Source organism: Mycobacterium sp. ACS1612, from assembly GCF_001667505.1.
Taxonomy (GTDB): Bacteria; Actinomycetota; Actinomycetes; order Mycobacteriales; family Mycobacteriaceae; genus Mycobacterium.
On the sequence record NZ_LZHZ01000043.1, the window covers coordinates 15078 to 33407 of the forward strand.

General features: G+C 67.1%; 14 protein-coding genes. 5 read left to right on the top strand and 9 right to left on the bottom strand.

Annotation, left to right across the window (positions count from 1 at the left end; translation table 11 throughout):
* Positions 1 to 36 precede the first annotated feature (36 nt).
* Genes A5724_RS17890 through A5724_RS17905 form a run of 4 tightly spaced genes read left to right on the top strand, consistent with a single transcriptional unit; the run spans position 37 to position 6148 of the window.
* Positions 37 to 1053 carry an iron ABC transporter substrate-binding protein gene (locus A5724_RS17890; protein ID WP_067804749.1) on the top strand — a complete coding sequence of 339 codons (1017 nt, stop codon included), beginning with the start codon at positions 37 to 39 and terminating at the stop codon, positions 1051 to 1053.
* Complete coding sequence (locus A5724_RS17895; protein WP_067804752.1) at positions 1054 to 2625, top strand: iron ABC transporter permease; 1572 nt, start codon at positions 1054 to 1056, stop codon at positions 2623 to 2625.
* Positions 2622 to 3662, top strand: a complete 1041-nt coding sequence (locus A5724_RS17900) for an ABC transporter ATP-binding protein (RefSeq protein ID WP_067804755.1) — start codon at positions 2622 to 2624, stop codon at positions 3660 to 3662. Before A5724_RS17895 ends, A5724_RS17900 begins: the two co-directional genes overlap by 4 nt.
* Positions 3659 to 6148, top strand: coding sequence for an AMP-binding protein (locus tag A5724_RS17905; protein ID WP_067804758.1), 2490 nt, complete (start codon positions 3659 to 3661; stop codon positions 6146 to 6148). The genes A5724_RS17900 and A5724_RS17905 overlap by 4 nt, the downstream gene beginning before the upstream one ends.
* Here A5724_RS17905 and A5724_RS17910 read toward each other — a convergent pair.
* The 7 genes from A5724_RS17910 to A5724_RS17940 form a co-directional block, all read right to left on the bottom strand.
* Complete coding sequence (locus A5724_RS17910) at positions 6145 to 6945, bottom strand: acyl-CoA thioesterase II (RefSeq protein WP_067804761.1); 801 nt, start codon at positions 6943 to 6945, stop codon at positions 6145 to 6147. The two genes, A5724_RS17905 and A5724_RS17910, sit on opposite strands and share 4 nt — an antisense overlap.
* Complete coding sequence (locus tag A5724_RS17915; protein WP_067804763.1) at positions 6942 to 8147, bottom strand: CoA transferase; 1206 nt, start codon at positions 8145 to 8147, stop codon at positions 6942 to 6944. Before A5724_RS17915 ends, A5724_RS17910 begins: the two co-directional genes overlap by 4 nt.
* A 26-nt stretch (positions 8148 to 8173) precedes the next feature.
* On the bottom strand, positions 8174 to 11341 hold the full coding sequence (locus A5724_RS17920; RefSeq protein WP_067804766.1) for an adenylate/guanylate cyclase domain-containing protein: 3168 nt from the start codon (positions 11339 to 11341) through the stop codon (positions 8174 to 8176).
* Positions 11342 to 11426: 85 nt separating this feature from the next.
* The gene (locus tag A5724_RS17925) at positions 11427 to 13577 is read right to left on the bottom strand and encodes a thiamine pyrophosphate-dependent enzyme (RefSeq protein ID WP_067804769.1); all 2151 of its coding nucleotides are present in this window, start codon (positions 13575 to 13577) and stop codon (positions 11427 to 11429) included.
* 8 nt (positions 13578 to 13585) lie between these two features.
* Positions 13586 to 14506, bottom strand: a complete 921-nt coding sequence (locus A5724_RS17930; RefSeq protein WP_067804771.1) for an arginase family protein — start codon at positions 14504 to 14506, stop codon at positions 13586 to 13588.
* Positions 14507 to 14510: 4 nt separating this feature from the next.
* Entirely contained in the window at positions 14511 to 14696 is a 186-nt protein-coding gene (locus tag A5724_RS17935) for a hypothetical protein (protein ID WP_156752347.1), read from the bottom strand.
* 44 nt (positions 14697 to 14740) lie between these two features.
* Complete coding sequence (locus A5724_RS17940; RefSeq protein ID WP_067804775.1) at positions 14741 to 15514, bottom strand: HAD-IIA family hydrolase; 774 nt, start codon at positions 15512 to 15514, stop codon at positions 14741 to 14743.
* A 23-nt stretch (positions 15515 to 15537) separates the two neighbouring features.
* On the opposite strand from A5724_RS17940, the gene A5724_RS17945 reads away from it, so the two are divergent.
* Positions 15538 to 16038, top strand: coding sequence for a GNAT family N-acetyltransferase (locus A5724_RS17945; protein ID WP_067804779.1), 501 nt, complete (start codon positions 15538 to 15540; stop codon positions 16036 to 16038).
* Here A5724_RS17945 and A5724_RS17950 read toward each other — a convergent pair.
* Positions 16035 to 16634: a DUF1989 domain-containing protein gene (locus tag A5724_RS17950; RefSeq protein ID WP_067804777.1), complete on the bottom strand. Its 600-nt coding sequence runs from the start codon at positions 16632 to 16634 to the stop codon at positions 16035 to 16037. The genes A5724_RS17945 and A5724_RS17950 overlap by 4 nt on opposite strands.
* Positions 16635 to 16646: 12 nt before the next feature.
* The coding region (locus A5724_RS17955; RefSeq protein ID WP_156752348.1) for an MMPL family transporter at positions 16647 to 18330 on the bottom strand (1684 nt) is incomplete at its 5' end.

Genomic DNA, 18330 nt, shown 5'->3' on the forward strand with positions numbered 1-18330 from the left:
GGTAAAGCTCCACTTACCTACGGAAGGACCTGCTGGATGCGACGACGTTGGGGCCGGATCGCGGCAGCGGCAGCAGCCCTCGCCCTCGTGCTGGGCTCGACCGCCTGCTCGGGATCGGATCAGAAGGACGAGTTGCTGGTGTACAACGCCCAGCACGAGTCGCTGACCAAGGAATGGATCGACGCGTTCACCAAGGCGACCGGCATCAAGGTCACCTACCGGCAGGGCGGCGACACCGAACTGGGCAACCAGTTGGTGGCCGAAGGCGACAAATCGCCCGCCGATGTCTTCCTCACCGAGAACTCCCCCGCGATGGCCGCCGTCGAAAAGGCGGGGCTGTTCGCCGATCTGGACCCGGAGACCATCAAGCAGGTTCCGCCGCAGTACCGCCCGGCCAGCGGCAAGTGGACCGGTGTCGCGGCGCGTTCCACGGTGTTCGTCTACAACACGGCCAAGCTGAAACCCGACCAACTGCCCAAGTCGATGCTCGACCTGCAGCAGCCCGCGTGGAAGGGCCGCTGGGGCGGAGCGCCGACGAAGGCCGACTTCCAGGCCATCGTCGCCGCGCTGCTGCAACTCAAGGGTGAAGCCGCCACCGCGCAATGGCTGGCCGGGATGAAAGCCAACGCGGTGACCTACAACGACAACATCGCGACGATGAAGGCCGTCAATGCCGGCGAGGTCGACGGCGGCATCATCTACCACTACTACTGGTTCCGCGACCAGGCGAAAACCAAAGAGCAGAGCGGCAATACGTCGCTGTACTACTTCAAGAACAGCGATCCCGGCGCGTTCGTCAGCCTGTCCGGCGGCGGTGTGCTGAAGTCGAGCAGGAAGGCGCAGGAGGCGCAGCAGTTCCTCAAGTTCATCACCGGCAAGGAGGGCCAGGAGGTGCTGGAGAAGGGCACGTCCTTCGAGTATCCGGTGGCCTCCGGTGTGCCCGCGAACCCCGCGCTGGTGCCGCTGGCCGACCTGCAGGCACCAGTCGTGAACCCGACGACGCTCGACGCCCAGAAGGTGACGGACCTGATGACGAAGGCTGGTTTGCTATAGGTGGTCGCTCCCCAGACCCAGTCACTCCCGACGGCTGCGCGGCCTGACAAGGCTTCGCGGCCGGGGCCGTTGGTCACCGCGACGGTCGCGGTCCTGGTGGCCGCGACCCTCATCCCGCTGGGCTACGTCGGATGGGCTGCGGTGTCGATCGGGCCGACAAAGGCCTACGACCTGGTCGTCCGGCCCCGGGTCGGCGAACTGTTGTTCAACACCATGGCCCTCGTGGCGATCACCGTGCCGGTGTGCGTGGTCATCGGAGTCGGCGTCGCCTGGTTGGTGGAGCGCACCGACCTGCCCGGCCGCACGTTCTGGCGTCCGTTGTTCGTCGCGCCCCTTGCGGTCCCCGCATTCATCAACAGCTACGCGTGGGTGGGTGTCATCCCGTCGGCGCACGGGGTGTGGGCCGGGGTGTTGGTGTCGACGTTGTCGTACTTTCCGTTCATGTACCTGCCGGTGGCCGCGACGCTGCGGCGACTCGACCCCGCTATCGAGGAGTCGGCGAGGGCGCTCGGCTCTCACTCGGCGGGCGTCTTCTTCCGAGTCGTGCTGCCGCAATTGCGGCTTGCGATTCTCGGCGGCGGCCTGCTGATCGGTATCCATCTGCTCGCCGAGTTCGGCGCTTTCGCGATGGTCCGGTTCGACACCTTCACTGTCGCGATCTTCCAGCAGTTCCAGGTGACGTTCGACGGCGCGGCGGGCAGCATGCTCGCCGGTGTGCTGGTGCTGCTGTGCCTGGTGCTGCTGGTGGCCGAAGCGTTGGCCCGCGGCTCCGCCCGGTTTTCCCGCGTCGGCGCGGGTGCGCCACGGGTGGCCACGCCGATCCGCTTGGGCCGCAACATGTTAGCTGCCCAAGCCGGTCTCGCGGCGGTGGCCGTCCTCGCGCTCGGGGTGCCGGTGTGGACGATCCTGCGCTGGCTGTGGATCGGCGGAGGGCAGGTGTGGGCGCTCGACGACATCGCCACTGCGCTCGGGCAGACCATCGGACTGGCGGCGGTGGCGGCCGTGTTGACCACGGTGCTGGCGTTCCCCGTCGCATGGGTGGCCGTGCGCTCCCGCGGCGCGCTCGCCCGGATCGTCGAGGGCGCCAACTACGTCACCGGTTCGCTGCCGGGCATCGTCACCGCGCTCGCGCTCGTCACCGTCACCATCCACCTGGCCCGTCCGCTGTACCAGAGCGTCGCACTGATCGTGTTCGCCTACGTACTGCTGTTCATGCCGCGCGCGCTGGTGAACGTGCGCGCCGGACTCGCCCAGGTGCCGCCCAGCCTCGAAGAGGCATCGCGGTCGCTGGGCAGCTCACCCACAGCCACCTTCCTGCGCGTCACACTGCGGCTCACCGCACCGGCGGCCGCGGCCGCCGCGTCGCTGGTGTTCGTCGCTGTGGCAACGGAGTTGACCGCGACACTGCTGCTCGCCCCGACCGGAACCAACACGCTGTCGATGCGGTTCTGGTCGTTCGCCAGCGAGTTGGACTTCGCGGCCGCTGCGCCCTACGCGCTTGTCCTGGTGGTGCTCGCCATCCCGGTGACGATTGTGCTGTTTCGCCAGTCGACGAAGGTGGCCGCGCTGTGACCGCCGTGCTCGAAGTCAACGGCCTCGCCAAGGCTTTCAACGGGCACACGGTGCTGCACGGCGTCGATCTCGACGTCGAACCCGGCACCACGACCGCCGTGGTCGGCGCATCGGGCTGCGGTAAAACCACGCTGTTGCGGCTGATCGCCGGATTCGAAACACCCGACGCGGGAACGATCGCCATCGACGGACGCCAGGTGGCGGGTCAGCACAATACGGTGGCCCCGCACCGTCGCAGCGTCGGCTACGTCGCGCAAGACGGTGCGCTGTTTCCCCACCTGACCGTCGGGCAGAACATCGCGTACGGACTGCGCGGCACCGGGCGCGCCGCCGCGCGCCGCCGCGTCGATGAACTCCTCGAGACCGTTTCGCTCGACCCGTCGTACGCGTCGCGGCGCCCCCATCAACTGTCCGGTGGTCAGCAGCAGCGCGTCGCACTGGCGCGTGCGCTGGCCCGCCGCCCCGTGCTGATGCTGCTCGACGAACCGTTCAGCGCGCTCGACACCGGCCTGCGCGCATCGACTCGCAAGGCCGTCGCCGGACTGCTCACCGACGCCGGTGTGACGACGCTGTTGGTCACCCACGATCAGGAGGAGGCGCTGTCGATCGCCGACCAGGTCGCGGTCATGCGCGACGGGCTTTTCACCCAGGTCGGCAGCCCGCAGCAGGTGTACCGGCAGCCCGCCGACCGGTTCACCGCAGAATTCCTCGGCGACTGCATCGCGCTGCCGTGCACGGTGTCATCGCGCATCGCCGAGTGCGCCCTCGGCCGCGTGCCGGTCGACGCCGAGGACGGCCCTGGCACGCTGATGCTGCGGCCCGAACAGCTTGTCGCAACTGTGGTTTCGGACAGCGAACGGATTGACGGTGTCGGCACGGTGATCGCCACCGAATTCCTCGGCCACGACGTGCTGTTGACCATCGACCCGGCGGGTGACACCGAACCGCTCATCGTCCGGCAGCACAGCCTCAGCCCGCCCGCCATCGACGCCAAGGTGCGGATCAAGGTGGTCGGCGCCGGGATCGTGCTGACATGAGCCGACTCATCGACCACCTTCGCGCTCACGGCGACAATGTCGCCGTGCTCACCGACACCCGGCTGCTGTCCTACCGCCAACTTGCCGACGCGGTCGAGGACACCGCCGCCGACCTGGACGGCCCGCGCCAGCTGGTCATGCTCGAAACCCGCAACAAGACAGCTACTTTGGTGCACTACCTGGCGGCGATGGCAGCCGGGCACGTCGTCCTGCCGGTCGACGCGCGGCGCGACAACACCGCGATACTGCGCACGTATGAGCCCGGCATCGTCATCGACTCGGGGGGAATTCACCATCGCGACGGTCGTCATCGCCTGCACGACGACCTCGCGCTGTTGCTGTCCACGTCGGGCAGCACCGGCTCACCCAAGCTGGTCCGGCTCTCCTGCCGAAACTTGATCAGCAACGCCGAGGCCATCGCCGACTACCTCGACATCACCGAAACCGACAGGGCGGCAACGACTCTGCCGATGTCGTACTGCTACGGACTGTCGGTGATCCACAGCCACCTACTGCGCGGCGCCGGGCTGATCCTGACCGAACGCTCGGTCGTCGACGACGAGTTCTGGCAGTTGTTCCGCAGGCACCGCGGCACGTCGTTCGCGGGTGTGCCCTACACGTTCGAGTTGCTCGAACACGTCGGCACGCAGGCGTTGGATCTGCCACATCTGCGCTACCTGACCCAGGCCGGTGGCCGGATGCCGCCCGAGCGTGTCCGCTTCTTCGCCGAACTCGGGCGGTCGATGGGCTGGGATCTGTTCGTGATGTACGGGGCGACGGAGGCCACCGCCCGAATGGCTTATCTGCCACCGCAACTCGCCGCCACCCATTCCGCGGCGATCGGGCAGCCGATTCCCGGCGGCGCGTTCTCGATCGAGCCGTCCGGTGAGCTGGTGTACCGGGGGCCCAACGTGATGTTGGGTTACGCGCACCGGCCCGCCGACCTTGCGCTCGGCAAGACCGTCGAGGCGCTGCACACCGGAGACCTCGCCCGCCGCGGCGCCGACGGGCTGTACGAACTGATCGGCCGCACAAGCCGATTCGTGAAGATGTTCGGGCTGCGGATCGACCTGCAACGCATCGAGGCGACGCTGTCCGAGCACGGCGTGACGGCGTTCTGCACCGACGTCGACGACGTTCTCGCGGTGGCCGTCGCCGGCGGCGACTGCACGCAGGTGCAGCAGGTGGCGGCCGCGGCGGCCGGTATCCCCGCGAGCACCGTCAAGATCGTCGCCGTCGACGAACTGCCGATGTTGCCATCCGGCAAGCCCGACTACCAGGCGGTGCGCCAACTCGCCCGCCCGTCGAACACCGGGCACCCCACCAACCTGCGCGAGGTGTTCGCCGACGTGCTGCACGTCGACGCCGACCGGATCGACCCCGACGCCAGCTTCGTCGACCTCGGCGGGAACTCACTGTCCTACGTGGCGATGTCGGTGCGGCTGGAACGCACGCTGGGTCGGCTGCCCGCCGATTGGCAACGACTCCCGCTGCGCGAACTCGAGGCCACGCCGACGCGGACGCAGCGCAGGCGGCCGTGGTGGGGGTCGACCCTGGAGACCACCGTCGCGCTGCGCGCGGTCGCGATCCTGCTCATCGTCGCCTCACACGCCGGATTGTTCGAACTGTGGGGCGGCGCGCATCTGCTGCTGGGCATCGCGGGATACAACTTCGGCCGGTTCTGCCTGACACCGGTGCCTCGCGCCGACAGGGTTCGGCATCTGCGCAACACGATTGCCTGGATTGCGGGCCCGGCGTTGGCGTGGATATTGATCGCGTTGATGATCACCGACGACTACACCCCCACAAACCTGTTGCTGGCCAACAAGTTCCTCGGCCCGCACGACAGCATGACCGCGGGCCGACTGTGGTTCGTGGAAGTGCTGGTGTGGATCTTGGTGGCGCTCGCGCTGCTGTGCTGGCTGCCCGCCGTCGACCGGTGGGAGCGACAGCGGCCCTTCACCGTCGCGGTGACGTTCCTGGCCGTCGGCCTGGCGCTGCGCTACGACATCCTCGGCCTGCACCTGGGCAACCAGGCTTGGTTCACCGTGCTGGCGTTCTGGTTCTTCGCGGTCGGCTGGGCCGCCTCGAAAACCTCGACCATCGTGCAACGCGCGGCGGTGAGCGTGGTGCTGGCAATCAGCATGTACGGCTATTTCGACCGCACCGAACGAGAGCTGTTGGTGCTGGCGGGCTTTGCCTTGTTGACCTGGTTGCCTGCGCTGCGCTGCCCGCCGGTGGCCACCGTCCTCGCCGGTGTCGTGGCGGAGGCGTCGCTGTACATCTACCTGACGCACTTCCAGGTGTACCCGCTGTTCGGTGAGCACCGCCTGCTCGGCGTCGTCGCCTCCGTCGTCGTCGGGATCGCGGTCACGTATCTGGTGACGAGGCTACGGGCCCGAATCTCGCCGAAACTACGCTCTATGACGGATTCCGGCCCGATCTCCATCAGAAACCGTAGTCTCGCGGCGCGGGTAGACGACTAACGCTCGGCGATCAGACCCTCCTGGGTCATGGTGGCCGCGATGGCGCCGTCGGATCGGACCCAGCTGGCGGTCACGACACCGCGTCCGCGTGCCGCAGCGGGTGACCGGCACTCCAGCAGATTCCATTCGTTCGCGCGGACGTGCCGGTGAAACCAGATCGACGAGTCGGTGGTGCCGCTGCGGTGCGTGCGGGCCTTCATCGAATGCCCGTGCACCGCTAGCGCGGGGTCGATCATGTAGACGTCGGTGACGTACACCGCGACCAACGTGTGCACGGCGGGATCGTCGGGAAGCGGAACGGTTGCGCGCCACCACAGTCGGCGGACGAACTCCCCGTCGACGGTGTCGTCGGCGATGCGGATGTCGAGTTCGTCGAGCGGCATCGACGGTGCCGGCCCGGCGGGCCCGGTCCGTGGCAGCGTCTCCGGATCACCCGGCAGCTGCGGACGCTGGCCGTGCTGCGGGCCGGGCAGTTCGGCGGCGAACGACACCGTCGTCGTGGTCAACAGGCGACCGTCCTGATGAGAGTCGACGCGCCGCGCCGCCGCGGTCCTGCCGTCGAACACCCGGGTCACGGTGTACTCGACGGGGTCACCTGCCTCGCCGCCGCGCAGGAACTGCAGATGCATGTTGGTCGGCGGCCGGTCGTCCACCACGGTGCACCACGCGGCAGCCAGGCTCTGCGCGGCGAATTGCCCGCCATACGACCGCTTTCCAGCCGGTCCGCTGGCGGGCCCGATCCAGGTGTCAGCGGTGGCGCCCGCGGCGAGGTCGAGCAGTTCCAGGAGCGCGCTCATGCGACGGTGCCCGAGGCGGTCAGCCTGCCGATCTCGTCGGCGCTCATCCCCAACCATTCGCCGAGCACCGCGGCGGTGTCGTCGCCGAGTGCCGGTGCGGGCACCGCGGGCGGATAGGCACCATCGATCTCCACAGGCAGCCCCGGCGCCAGATACGGGCCGATGCGCGGTTGGTCGACGCGATTGAACAGCGGATTGGCGGTCACCTTGGCGTCGACGGCGGTCTCGGCGAACGTGCGGTAGCGCTCCCACAACACCGAAGTCGCCGACAAGGCGGCAGTGATCTCCTCGGCGGTGTGCCGGGCGAACCACTCGCTGAACAAACCGGACAGTGCGTCGCGGTGACGGTACCGCTCGCCCTCGTCGGTGAAGTCGGCGCCGAGCGTGTCAGCCAGCGCGACAACGGCTTTGCTGGTATTGGTGAGTTCGGACAGATCGCGGAAATGCCGGTTGGTGAGCGCGACGACCATGAACGACACCCCGTCGCTGCTGAGGAAATCCTGGCCGTACTGGCCGTATACGGAGTTGCCGATGCGCTCGCGGGCGGTGCCGTTCACCATCACCTCGGCGAACAGGCTGAGGTTGCCCGCCGTCGCCAGCGCGACGTTCTCCAGCGGGATGCTGATCCGTTGCCCGTGCCCGGTCGCGTCGCGGTGGCGCAACGCGGTCACGACGGCCAACGCCACGTAGAGGCCGCACGACACGTCCCAGGCAGGCAGCACATGATTGACCGGGGTGGCGAGTTCGGCGGGCCCGGTCACCATCGGGAAGCCGATGCCCGCGTTGACGGTGTAGTCGACGCCAGTGCCGCCGTCGGCGCGGCCGGAAACCTCGACGTGTATCAAATCGGCCCGCAACCGGGTCAACGTGGCGTACGAATGCCATTCCCGCCCAGCGACATTCGTGATCAGCACGCCGGCGTCCGAGATCAGCCGCTGCACCAGATCCCGGCCTTCGTCCGAGCGGAAGTCGGCGGCCACCGAACGCTTGCCCTTGTTCAGCCCGGCCCAGTAGATGCTGTCGCCGTCGCGGGTGACCGGCCAGCGATGGTAGTCGGCGGCGCCACCGATCGGGTCGACGCGGATCACCTCGGCCCCCAGTTGACCCAGTGTCATGCCCGCCAGAGGTACCGCGACGAAGCTGGAGATCTCGACGATCCGCACCCCGGCCAGCGGCTGGGTCGGAGAGGGTGTGCCAGTCACCGGGCCAAGTGTAAGGACCGGCTGACCTACATCGTCGCGGCCATTGCCAAGTGGCCCTCGTAACCGTGCGATTCGGACATCGTCCGGTAGCGGGCCACGAGGTCCCGGTAGGCGGACTCGTCGCCATGCGCACGCGCGAGCAACGCACGCAGACGCAACACCAGTACCTCGAAGATGACGAAGCCAGGGTCGGCCGCCATGGCCGCCAGATCTGTCACCGCGTGCTCGGCTTCGTCCACCCCGGCGGTGCCACCACGGCGCAGAAGCGACTCCACCAGAATCCATACGCCCAGTCCGAATATCCCCACCTCGCCCCGCTCCCGCCGTGCGTAGGGACGAACGATCTCGATGGCTTCGTCGAGTTCGCCGCACTCCGCCTTCACCCGCGCCACTTCGACGTCGATGTAGGACAGAACAGGAAGGCTGAAGCGCTCACGAAGCGTCTCTTTCCGGACCTGCTCTAGCAGCTCGAGGCCCTCTTCACGCTCGGGGGACTCGCGGTGCACGAGCGCCACGCCGTGCGCCCCCATGGCGCAGCTGAGCGTGGTCTCCGCACCCGACCGCCCGGCAACCTCGAGCGCCTCGGCGGTTTCGGTCAGCAGAGTTCCATCGGATCGCACAACTCCGTACGGGATGCCGATCAGGCAGATGTAAAAGAGCACGATGGCACGTGTCGCTGCGTCGGTGCCCCGCGCCATCGCCATGGACTCGTCGAAGTCAGCACGCCAACCAGCTATGCCGAGCCCACTGCGGATGCACCCGCGAAGCATGATCGCGAGCGCCAGTGGCGACCCGAAGAACAGACTGCCCATGGCCGCATCGCTGCCGGCCAGGTCGATGACGCGCTGCGCCAGCCGCAACGCCTCGTCGGGTTCGCCCGCCCCGTATTTGGCCACTGCCGCTGCGATCGACAGCGAGACGGTCAGCTCCGGGTCATCGATCGCGTCAAGCAGCCGAGTGTGCTCGGCAGCGAGACGCGAAGCGTCCTGATATCGGGAGTTGAGGGCGTGCTTCATCACCACACCCGTCATTCCGATGGCGAGCGACCGCTTGTCGCCCGCCTCCTCGCACAGCTCCCGTAACTCGTCGAAATTGACCTCCGCGCCGCTTCCTTTGACGCGCCAGGCGCCGCCGGTCATCAGCGTACGGGGCGCAATTCGCATCGTCATTCGGTCCGGATGGGCGGCGGGCAATCGGTCGGCCACCTGTCGCGCTTTGCGCCAACAGGCGTCGGCGGCCAAGGTGTCGCGGATGGTCAGCCAACCACCCGCACGCATGTGCCAGCGATACGCACCGACAAGGTCGTCGGCCGCTTCCAGATGCTCGGCGATCAGGGCTGCGTTCTCGTCCGCGGCAACGGGATCTCGTTGTTCGATGGCGGTGGCCAACCGCCGGTGCACCACTGCGCGGTCCGCCTTGAGCTGCGACTCGTAGGCCACGGTGCGAATCAGGGGATGGTGGAACGCGTACTCGGCACGCGGGGTGAACCGCACCTGGTCGATGAATTCCATTCGCACCAGGTCGCCGAGCGCTGATTCGTGGACGAGCGCCGCGAGCATGTCCGCGTCGAAGCGCAGGCCGATGACGGCCGCCGCGTTCAGCGTCTGTTTGGCGACGTCGTCAAGCCGGTCGATGCGGGCCGCGATAGCCGCCTGCAACGAGGCAGGCACGCTGACTTCCATTGCGGGATCGGGGCATACGTACGCGCCCCGTTCGCCAAGCAATACTCGCCGCTCGGCGAGATCGCGCACGATCTCCTGGGCGAAGAACGGGTTGCCGCGCGCCCGCTCGGCGATCTGCGTGGTCAGGCCGGCCACTGAGGGGTCAGTTCCCAACAGTTCGCCGATCAGCGTCGTCGACTCGGAATCATTCAGCGGCGCAAGGGCAATCGTCTGCGCGCCCGGCGTCTTGCTCAGCGTGCCGACGTATTCGGGTCGGTGCGTGATCATCACCAGCGAGGCGGTTTGCGGCGCGACCGAAAGGAAATCGGCGAGCAGTGATTCGCTCGCCGTGTCGATCCAGTGTGCGTTCTCGACGACATACACCGACGGTGTCGACTGCGCCAGATACGCGGCGTTCACCAACGCTGTCAGCCGTCGTCGACGGGCGTCGGGGTCGATGTCGGGTGGCGGCCGGCCCGGCTCGCGTATCGCGAGCAGATCCTCGAGGAGGACCAGGTCCCCGTCCTGCGCACCGGCGACTCGGGCGCGCAGGCTCGACCGCGCCGCCTCGTCGTCTGCGAGCTCCTCGACCCCGAATGCGGCCCTCAACAACCGGCTGACCGCCTGGAACGGGACCTCCCTCGCATGGGATTCGCAATATGTGAAGAAGACCGGAATCCCGCGGCTGGAGGCGAGCGCCGACGTCTCGGCGACGATCCGGCTCTTGCCGATGCCCGCCGGTCCCACGACGTTGATGATGCTGCCGTGCCCCTCGACGGAGCGATCCAGCACACCTTCGACGGCCGCCATCTCCCAGCGTCGGCCGACGAAGCTCGTCACGGCCCGCGGACCCAACTCCTGTTGCGGCCCGGTCTGCAACAGCTTTCGCGCCGTCACCGGTTCGTCGAAACCCCTGATGTGCACGGTCTCCGGTGCGTCGAGGACGACGGAACTGGCCACCAGTCGTGCGGTCGACTCATTGACCATCACGCCGCCGGGCGGAGCCACGGATTCCATCCGCTGCGCCATTCCGACTTGGTCGCCGATGGCGGTGTAACCCAAAGCGCCGGAACCGATTTCGCCGACGATGACTTCACCCGAGTTGAGCCCGATGCGTATCTGCAGTGTGACTGCGTCGCGTCGGTCGACTTCGGCGGCGAGCACCTGGGTGGTCCTCTGCATGTCCTGCGCGGCCAGACATGCCCGGACCGCATGGTCTTCGAGTGCGATCGGTGCCCCGAACACCGCCATGATGCCGTCGCCGGTGAACTTGTCGACCGTGCCGCCGTAGTTCTTGACCACCGCCGCACAACTCTCGACCAGCGCCGTCATGACCTCGCGCAACCGCTCTGCGCCCAACGCCGCCGCCAGATCCATCGAGCGCACCACGTCGGCGAACAGCACGGTCACCTGTTTGTACTCAGCGTGCGCATCGGGCGCGTTGAGCGGAGACCCACAGGCGTCGCAGAACCGGGCGCCGGCCCGGGATGCTTCCGCACCACACGCCGCGCACACAACCCCCGTAGCCGTCACCCGAGTCCTCCCCGTAGGTCCCGGCGCACTTATTCGGCAAGCATATGACCGCACCAGCCTCGGCGAAAGGTATTGACAATGGCGGTCAGCGGGCCAATTTGACGGCCGCAGCCTCGATTTCGGCCTCGGACAGCAACACCTCAAGCGCGGCGTCGCCCAACGGAATGAAGCTGTCCTTGCTGGCCACTCGGTCGACAGCACCGGTATAGCCCTGCTGCAGCAACGTCGCCAGGACACCTTCGCCGACGCCGCCGGTCGCGCGGGTCTCGTCGACGATCAGCACCCGCCCGGTGGCGTTGGCCTCGCGCATCATGTCGCCGACCGGCAGCGGCGCGAGCCACCGTAGGTCGACGATCCTCGCGCGGATACGGAGAACATCCAGCTTGCGTGCCACCCGCAGGCTCATCCGCAGCCCGTTGCCGAACGTCAGGATCGTCATGTCCGCGCCGTCGCCGTAGGTGCGGGCGCGGCCGATCGGCACCCCCGCCTCCGGATACGGCGCGAGCCATCCGTCGTCGCCGTCCTGATAGAGATCCCGGGTGTGGTACAACGCGATCGGTTCGAGGTAGACGCACACCGCACCGGCCGACTTCGCCGCGGCGGCACAGGTGTGCAGCATCGCCGCGGCGTCGTCGGGGCGCGCCGGTGATGCGATGACCACACCGGGGATGTCACGGATCGCCGCGATGGAGTCGTCGTTGTGGAAGTGCCCGCCGAATCCCTTCTGATATCCGTAGCCGGCCACCCGCACCACCATCGGGTTGCGGTACTGCCGATTGGAAAAGAATTGCAGCGTCGCACCTTCACCGCGTATCTGGTCGGCGGCGTTGTGTAGGTAGGCCAGGTACTGGATTTCCGGGATCGGCAGCAGCCCTGACACCCCGGCGCCCAGCGCGAGGCCCAGGATGGACTGTTCGTCGAGGAGCGTGTCGAACACCCGCGCCGAACTCGTCTTGCCGAGAAGTCCGCGCGTCACCCCGTACACACCGCCCTTGCGGGCGACGTCCTCGCCGAAGATGATCGCCTCCGGAAAGCGGTCCAGAATGTCGTGCAGCGCACGGTTTATCGCCAACGCAAGGGTCAGTGCCGCATCGGGTTCACCTGAGCGCACCGTCGCCACCAATGAGGCGGGCGACGCGGACGCAGCCTCATCGAGGCTGTCCTGCAGCGGCTTCATCACCGCCGCCGCGCTGTCGAGCTGGGGCAGGTCAGCGACCTCGTTGGCGATGTCGGTCACCTCGGTCCGTTTGGCTTCGTAGCGGTCGAGCGCCTGCTGCGGTGTCAGTATCCCGGCCTCGATCAACGCCAACGCGGTGCACACCACCGGATCTCGTTGATAATCGGCCGCCACTTCCTCGGGCTTGCGGTAGGCCGGTTCGTAGTCCGAGCCGGCATGACCCATCAGCCGGACCATCCGCAGATGCAGGAATGCCGGCCGCCGATGGGTGCGCACATACGACACGGCCGCGGTGGCCGCATCCAACGTCGCCGTCACATCCCACCCGTCAGCGGCGAAATACTTAAGCCCGTCCCGGTTTTCGTAGGTGTGCTCGATCCACCGCCGTGGCGTCTTGACGCTGATCCCGATGCCGTTGTCCTCGCAGACGAACAGCAACGGCATCGGCACCCCTTGATACGCCGAATGCAGAGCGGTGTTGATGGCGCCGACCGCGGTCGAGTGGTTCACCGATGCGTCACCGAAGCTGCACACCGTCACGGCGTCGTCGGGCCACGCGCAGGAGACGCCGAGTTTCCTTGTCCGCGCGACGGAGAACGCGACGCCGACGGCGCGCGGCAGGTGCGACGCGATCGTCGAGGTCTGCGGAATGATGTTCAGGTCGTGGCGGCCGAACACCTTGTGCCTGCCGCCCGCAATCGGTTCCTCGGTGGCCGCCACCACCCCGAGCAGCACGTCCCGCAGCGGATCTGACCCTTCGACCTGAGCGGCACGGGCCAGGAAGAAGGCGCCGGACCGGTAGTGCAGAAGCGCCGGGTCGGTCGGCCGCAGCGCCGCCGCGACCGCCGCGTTGCCTTCATGCCCCGACGAGCCGATGGTGTAGTAGCCCTTGCCTTTTGACCGCAGCCACCGAGCGGCCAGATCGAGGTGCCTGCTGCCGAGTTGCGCGTCGAACAGGCGCAGGATCTCGTCCCCGCGGGAGACATCGCCCGGCGGGCGCTGCGGCGCGGCCGCCGTCGAGATGGTCGAGGTGAAATAGTCGTCGATCGGCTCGGCCAACCGGGCTCCTAAGGACTGATCGTCGGGCGAACCAACACATTTCGGACGAAGGACACGATCCGCGATGCACCCGAGCCGTCGGGGTCCTGGTCGGGATCGTAGATTGCGAGGCTGCCGCCCGCGCATACCGCGGGGCCGGTGAACAGCGCCGAGACGAGGTCGGTGAGCTGATCCCAGGTCAGGCCGCCGGTTTCGTCGTCGACGTCCGGCAACCCCTGCGCTGCGAACTCGACGGGATCGAGCACGTCGAGGTCGATGTGCAGCCACCACTTGTCGACGCGGTTCGACAACTGCTCGATCGCCTGGCGTCCCGCCGCGACCGGATCGTCGGCGACCTCGGCCAGCGGGGCCAGCCACACGTCCGAATCCGCGAGACTGCCGACGTTGAACTGACGCCGCCAGTCGTCGTCGCGTGGGCCCAGAATCACCAACTGCTCGGGCCGCAGCGCGGGCAGACGGTCGCCGAGTTCACCGGTGAGCAGCCGACCGGTCAGCCCCAGCAGCAGCCCGATTTCGGCGTTGGCCGCTTCGCCGTCCTCCGAGACATCCAGCGGCATGGTGTCTTCGTGACCGTCGATGAACACCAGGCCGACGTCGCCGACGTGATCGCGCAGGCCCGTCACGATGCCGAGCAGCGTCGAACAGTCGCCGCCGTAGACGAACGGAAACCGGCCCGCGTTCACCACTTCCCCGACCTTACGGTTGAGGGCATCGGTCATGGCGAGCAGCGCGCGTTCGTTGATCAGGCTGGTCGCCTCGCCGCGTGCCGGATCCGGGCCGGGCAACACGAGATCGTCGTCGTCGATGACATGGTGGTGGTCGAAGGCGTCGCGAAGCCCCGCCGCACGCAGCGCCTGCGCGGCGCGCGCCTGATGGCCGGGCCGTCCGTAACCGTCGAACGGCACCCCGATCAGTTCGATATCGGCCACAGCGTCAACCCTCGATCAGCATTGCGGTGTCACCCCTGCCCGTCAGGAGCACGCCGCGGTCGCCTTCCACGATCACTCCACGAACATAGGACGTCGAGGGTGTGGCGCCGTCGTAAATCTCGTTCTTGACCTCTTCGGCCAGGATCACCCCTTTGTGACATCGGGACAGCGCAGTGCCACGGTCGGACATGGCACGCAACGACGAATGCACCTCGGGCGCGAGTTCGACGGGTATCAAACCAGTTCGATGCAGTCGGCGATCGAGTCCAGCACCCGACCGGGCCGGAACGGATAGCGCTCGATGTCGGCGACTGTGGTCGATCCGGTGAGCACCAGGATCGTGTCCAGGCCGGCCTCGATTCCGGCGACGACGTCGGTGTCCATCCGGTCGCCGATCATCATGGTGCTCTCGGAGTGCGCCTCGATGCGGTTGAGCGCGCTGCGGAACATCATCGGGTTCGGCTTGCCGACGAAGTACGGATCGCGGCCGGTGGCTTTGGTGATCATCGCGGCCACCGAACCGGTGGCGGGCAGCGGTCCCTCTGCGGACGGCCCGCTGACGTCGGGATTGGTGGCGATGAACCGCGCGCCGCCCAGGATCAGCCGGATCGCCTTGGTGATCGCGGTGAAGGAGTACGTACGCGTCTCGCCGAGCACGACGTAGTCGGGTTCGGTGTCGGTCAGCGTGTAGCCGACCTGGTGCAGCGGAGTGGTGAGGCCGGCCTCGCCGATCACGTACGCCGACCCGCCCGGCTGTTGGGCGTCGAGAAACGCCGCGGTGGCCAGGCCGGAGGTCCAGATCGACTCTTCGGGCACTGTCAGCCCGGAGCGCTTCAGCCGGGCGGACAGGTCGCGCGGCGTGAAGATCGAGTTGTTGGTGAGGACGAGGAACGGCCGCTCCCGCTCGACCAGGCGCTGCAAGAACTCAGCGGCGCCGGGCAAGGCGTGTTCTTCGCGGACGAGCACGCCGTCCATGTCGGTGAGCCAGCACTTCGGCGTTGAGCGCACGGGTCCACCCTATGCTGACGCGCATGAGTCGGACGTCGATACGGCGAGCCACCGCGGCTGACATGGCGACCGTTGCACAACTGGTCGCTGACGCGTACGTCAAGTACGTCGAGCGCATCGGCAGGCCGCCGGCACCGATGACCACCGACTACGCCGCGGTTCTCGACACGGCTCGGGTGTGGGTGCTCGAAGACGACGGCGTCGTTGTCGGTGCGCTCGTGACCGAAGACCGCGGCGAGGACCTGCTGCTGGAGATGATCGCCGTGGCGCCGGATGCCCGGGGCAGCGGCTACGGCAAGCTGCTGCTCGACCGCGCCGAACTCGACGCCGCCGAACTCGGGCGGCCCGAGGTGCGGCTGTACACCAACGAGGCGATGACCGAGAACCTCACGTTCTATCCGCGCCACGGCTATCGGGAAACGGGCCGCGGCGTCGAGGACGGGTTTCGACGCGTCTACTTCGCGAAGACAGTGCGCGGCAACGACATCGGTAGCGCTCCGTCGGGTAGCGGCGCCCTGAGCTAGGTCGCGAGGATCTCGATCTCCATCGCCGTTGGCTGTCCGCCGTTGATGGCGTTGAGATCTTGTGGGCACGCGGAGAGCACGAATACGCAGTCCATGGCCGCGGCAAAGGTGATGGTGTCCCCAGGTCGGCTCGAAGCGGGTAACCAGCCCAGGTCTCCGTCCGCCGCTATGGGGATCGTCATGAACACGTTGACAGGTTGCGGCACGACGTGGATGTCAAATCCCTTCTCGGTCAGCGCATTTCGGAGGTTATCCGCGCAGGAGGCGTGGCCGGGGGCACCGAGCGCCCGGTACCGTTCGGGGTCGCAGGCCGCGATCAACATGTCGTGTGTCCCTGGCGAGGTGTCCGCGATCAGCGTGAGGATCGGTCGTCGCATATTGGTCACGAACGCTTCCCCGATCCGGGGAAACAGTCGGCTCGTGTGGGTCCGGGTGTGCGATGCACTGAGATGCTCGAAAGGGTCGTCGGCCGCGAAGGCGAAGACATCACCCACTTGGCCGCCTTCGGTGTCAACCACGCGGACATGCTGACCAGCGCGCAACGCGACCGCGCGGCCTTCGCCTGCCGGTACGACGATGCTGCTAGTCGTCTCCATCCCGCTCCCCGGCTAACCCTGCGCCGGCAGCGCCACGGTGTCCGGATCGTCCTTCGACGTGCGCCGAGGCTGCGGCGGCAGGAAGTGGTAGTCGCCGCGCGGGTACACCACCTGCGGCCACCAGAACCACCGGCCCAACAGCGTCGCGATCGACGGCATCAAAAACGAGCGGACGACGAACGTGTCGACCAGCAGACCGATGGCGATGGTCGAACCCATCTGCGCCAACACGATCAGCTTGCTGCCCATCATTGCCGCCATGGTGGCCGCGAACACCAGACCCGCCGACGTGACCACACCACCGGTGCCCGCCATCGAGCGGATGATGCCGGTCTTCAGGCCCGCGTGGATCTCGTCCTTGAACCGTGACACCAGAAGCAGGTTGTAGTCCGACCCGACGGCCAACAGGATGATGACCGACATCAGCATGACCAGCCACTGCACCTGGATGCCGAACAGGTCCTGCCAGAGCAGCACCGAGATGCCGAAGGACGCCGCGATGGAACTGGCCGCCGTACCGACGATCACGAGTGCGGCCACCGCGCTTCGGGTCAGGATCAGCATGATCATGAAGATCAGCGTCAGCGACGACACCACCGCGATCATCAAGTCGTACTTGGCGCCGTCGGCCATGTCCTTGTACGTGGCCGCCACGCCACCCAGATAGATCTTGGCGTTGGACAACGACGACATCTTCAGCGCCTCTTGGGCGGATTTGCGTTCGCCTTCCACCCGCTTGATGCCGTCGACGGTCGCGGGATCGCTCTCGTGCGTGATGAACATTCGCGCCGACTTGCCATCCGGTGCAAGGAACATCACCAGGCCGCGTTTGAAGTCGGGGTTGTCGAACGCTTCGGGCGGCAGGAAGAACAGGTCGTCGTTCTTCGCCCCGTCGAAGGCCTGGCCCATCGCCAGCGCGGTGTCGTTGGAGGCCTCCAACTGGTCGAGCAGGGCCTTCTGCGAATTGTACGACGCCAACGACAGGTCCCTGCTGGCCTTCATCGAGGCGATCGTCTGCGGAAGCAGCGCAGTCAGTTTCGGTGCGAGGTCGGCGAGTTTGTCGGTGTTGACCTGAACCGCACCCGTCTGGTCGGTCACTTCGTCTATCCCGTCGAGGGATTCGAACAGCGATCTGGTCGCTGCGCACAGCGGGATGTCGAAGCAGTGCGGTTCCCAGTAGAAGTAGTTTCGGATCGGCCGGAACTGGTCGTCGAAATCGGCGATGTTGTCGCGCAGTTTCTCGGTGGTGGCAAGCAGGTCCTGCGATTTGGCTGCCGAGTCCTGGGTGAGCCTGGTCTGCTCGAGCGAGAGCTGGTACTGCTGCTCGAGAATGGCGATCGACTTGTTCGTCTCGTCGATCGTCCTGAGCTGATCGGCCAACTGTTGCCGCTGAAACGGCAGGTTCATGTTGGTGGTCTGTCCCGAGATGCTGGTCTGGAACGGAATCGAACTGTGCTGGATCGGAATTCCCAACGGCCGGGTGATGCTCTGCACCATCGCGATGCCCTCGGTGTGCATGACGTTGCTGGCGATCTTGTTCAATACCAGCATGTCGGCCGGGTTGCGCATATCGTGGTCGGCTTCGACCATCAGGATGTCGGGGTTCATCCGGGCTTCGGTGAAATGCCGGTCGGCAGCAGCGAATCCGATGTTGGTCGGGGCGTCGGCGGGCAGGTAATAGCGGTCGTTGTACGCC

What these genes read in the sequence shown, in the direction of transcription:
- A5724_RS17890 (WP_067804749.1), top strand. Translation starts at nt 37, where the DNA reads ATGCGACGACGTTGGGGCCGGATCGCGGCAGCGGCAGCAGCCCTCGCC.
- A5724_RS17905 (WP_067804758.1), top strand. Translation starts at nt 3,659, where the DNA reads ATGAGCCGACTCATCGACCACCTTCGCGCTCACGGCGACAATGTCGCC.
- A5724_RS17910 (WP_067804761.1), bottom strand. Translation starts at nt 6,945, where the DNA reads ATGAGCGCGCTCCTGGAACTGCTCGACCTCGCCGCGGGCGCCACCGCT.
- A5724_RS17935 (WP_156752347.1), bottom strand. Translation starts at nt 14,696, where the DNA reads ATGTCCGACCGTGGCACTGCGCTGTCCCGATGTCACAAAGGGGTGATC.
- A5724_RS17945 (WP_067804779.1), top strand. Translation starts at nt 15,538, where the DNA reads ATGAGTCGGACGTCGATACGGCGAGCCACCGCGGCTGACATGGCGACC.
- A5724_RS17950 (WP_067804777.1), bottom strand. Translation starts at nt 16,634, where the DNA reads ATGGAGACGACTAGCAGCATCGTCGTACCGGCAGGCGAAGGCCGCGCG.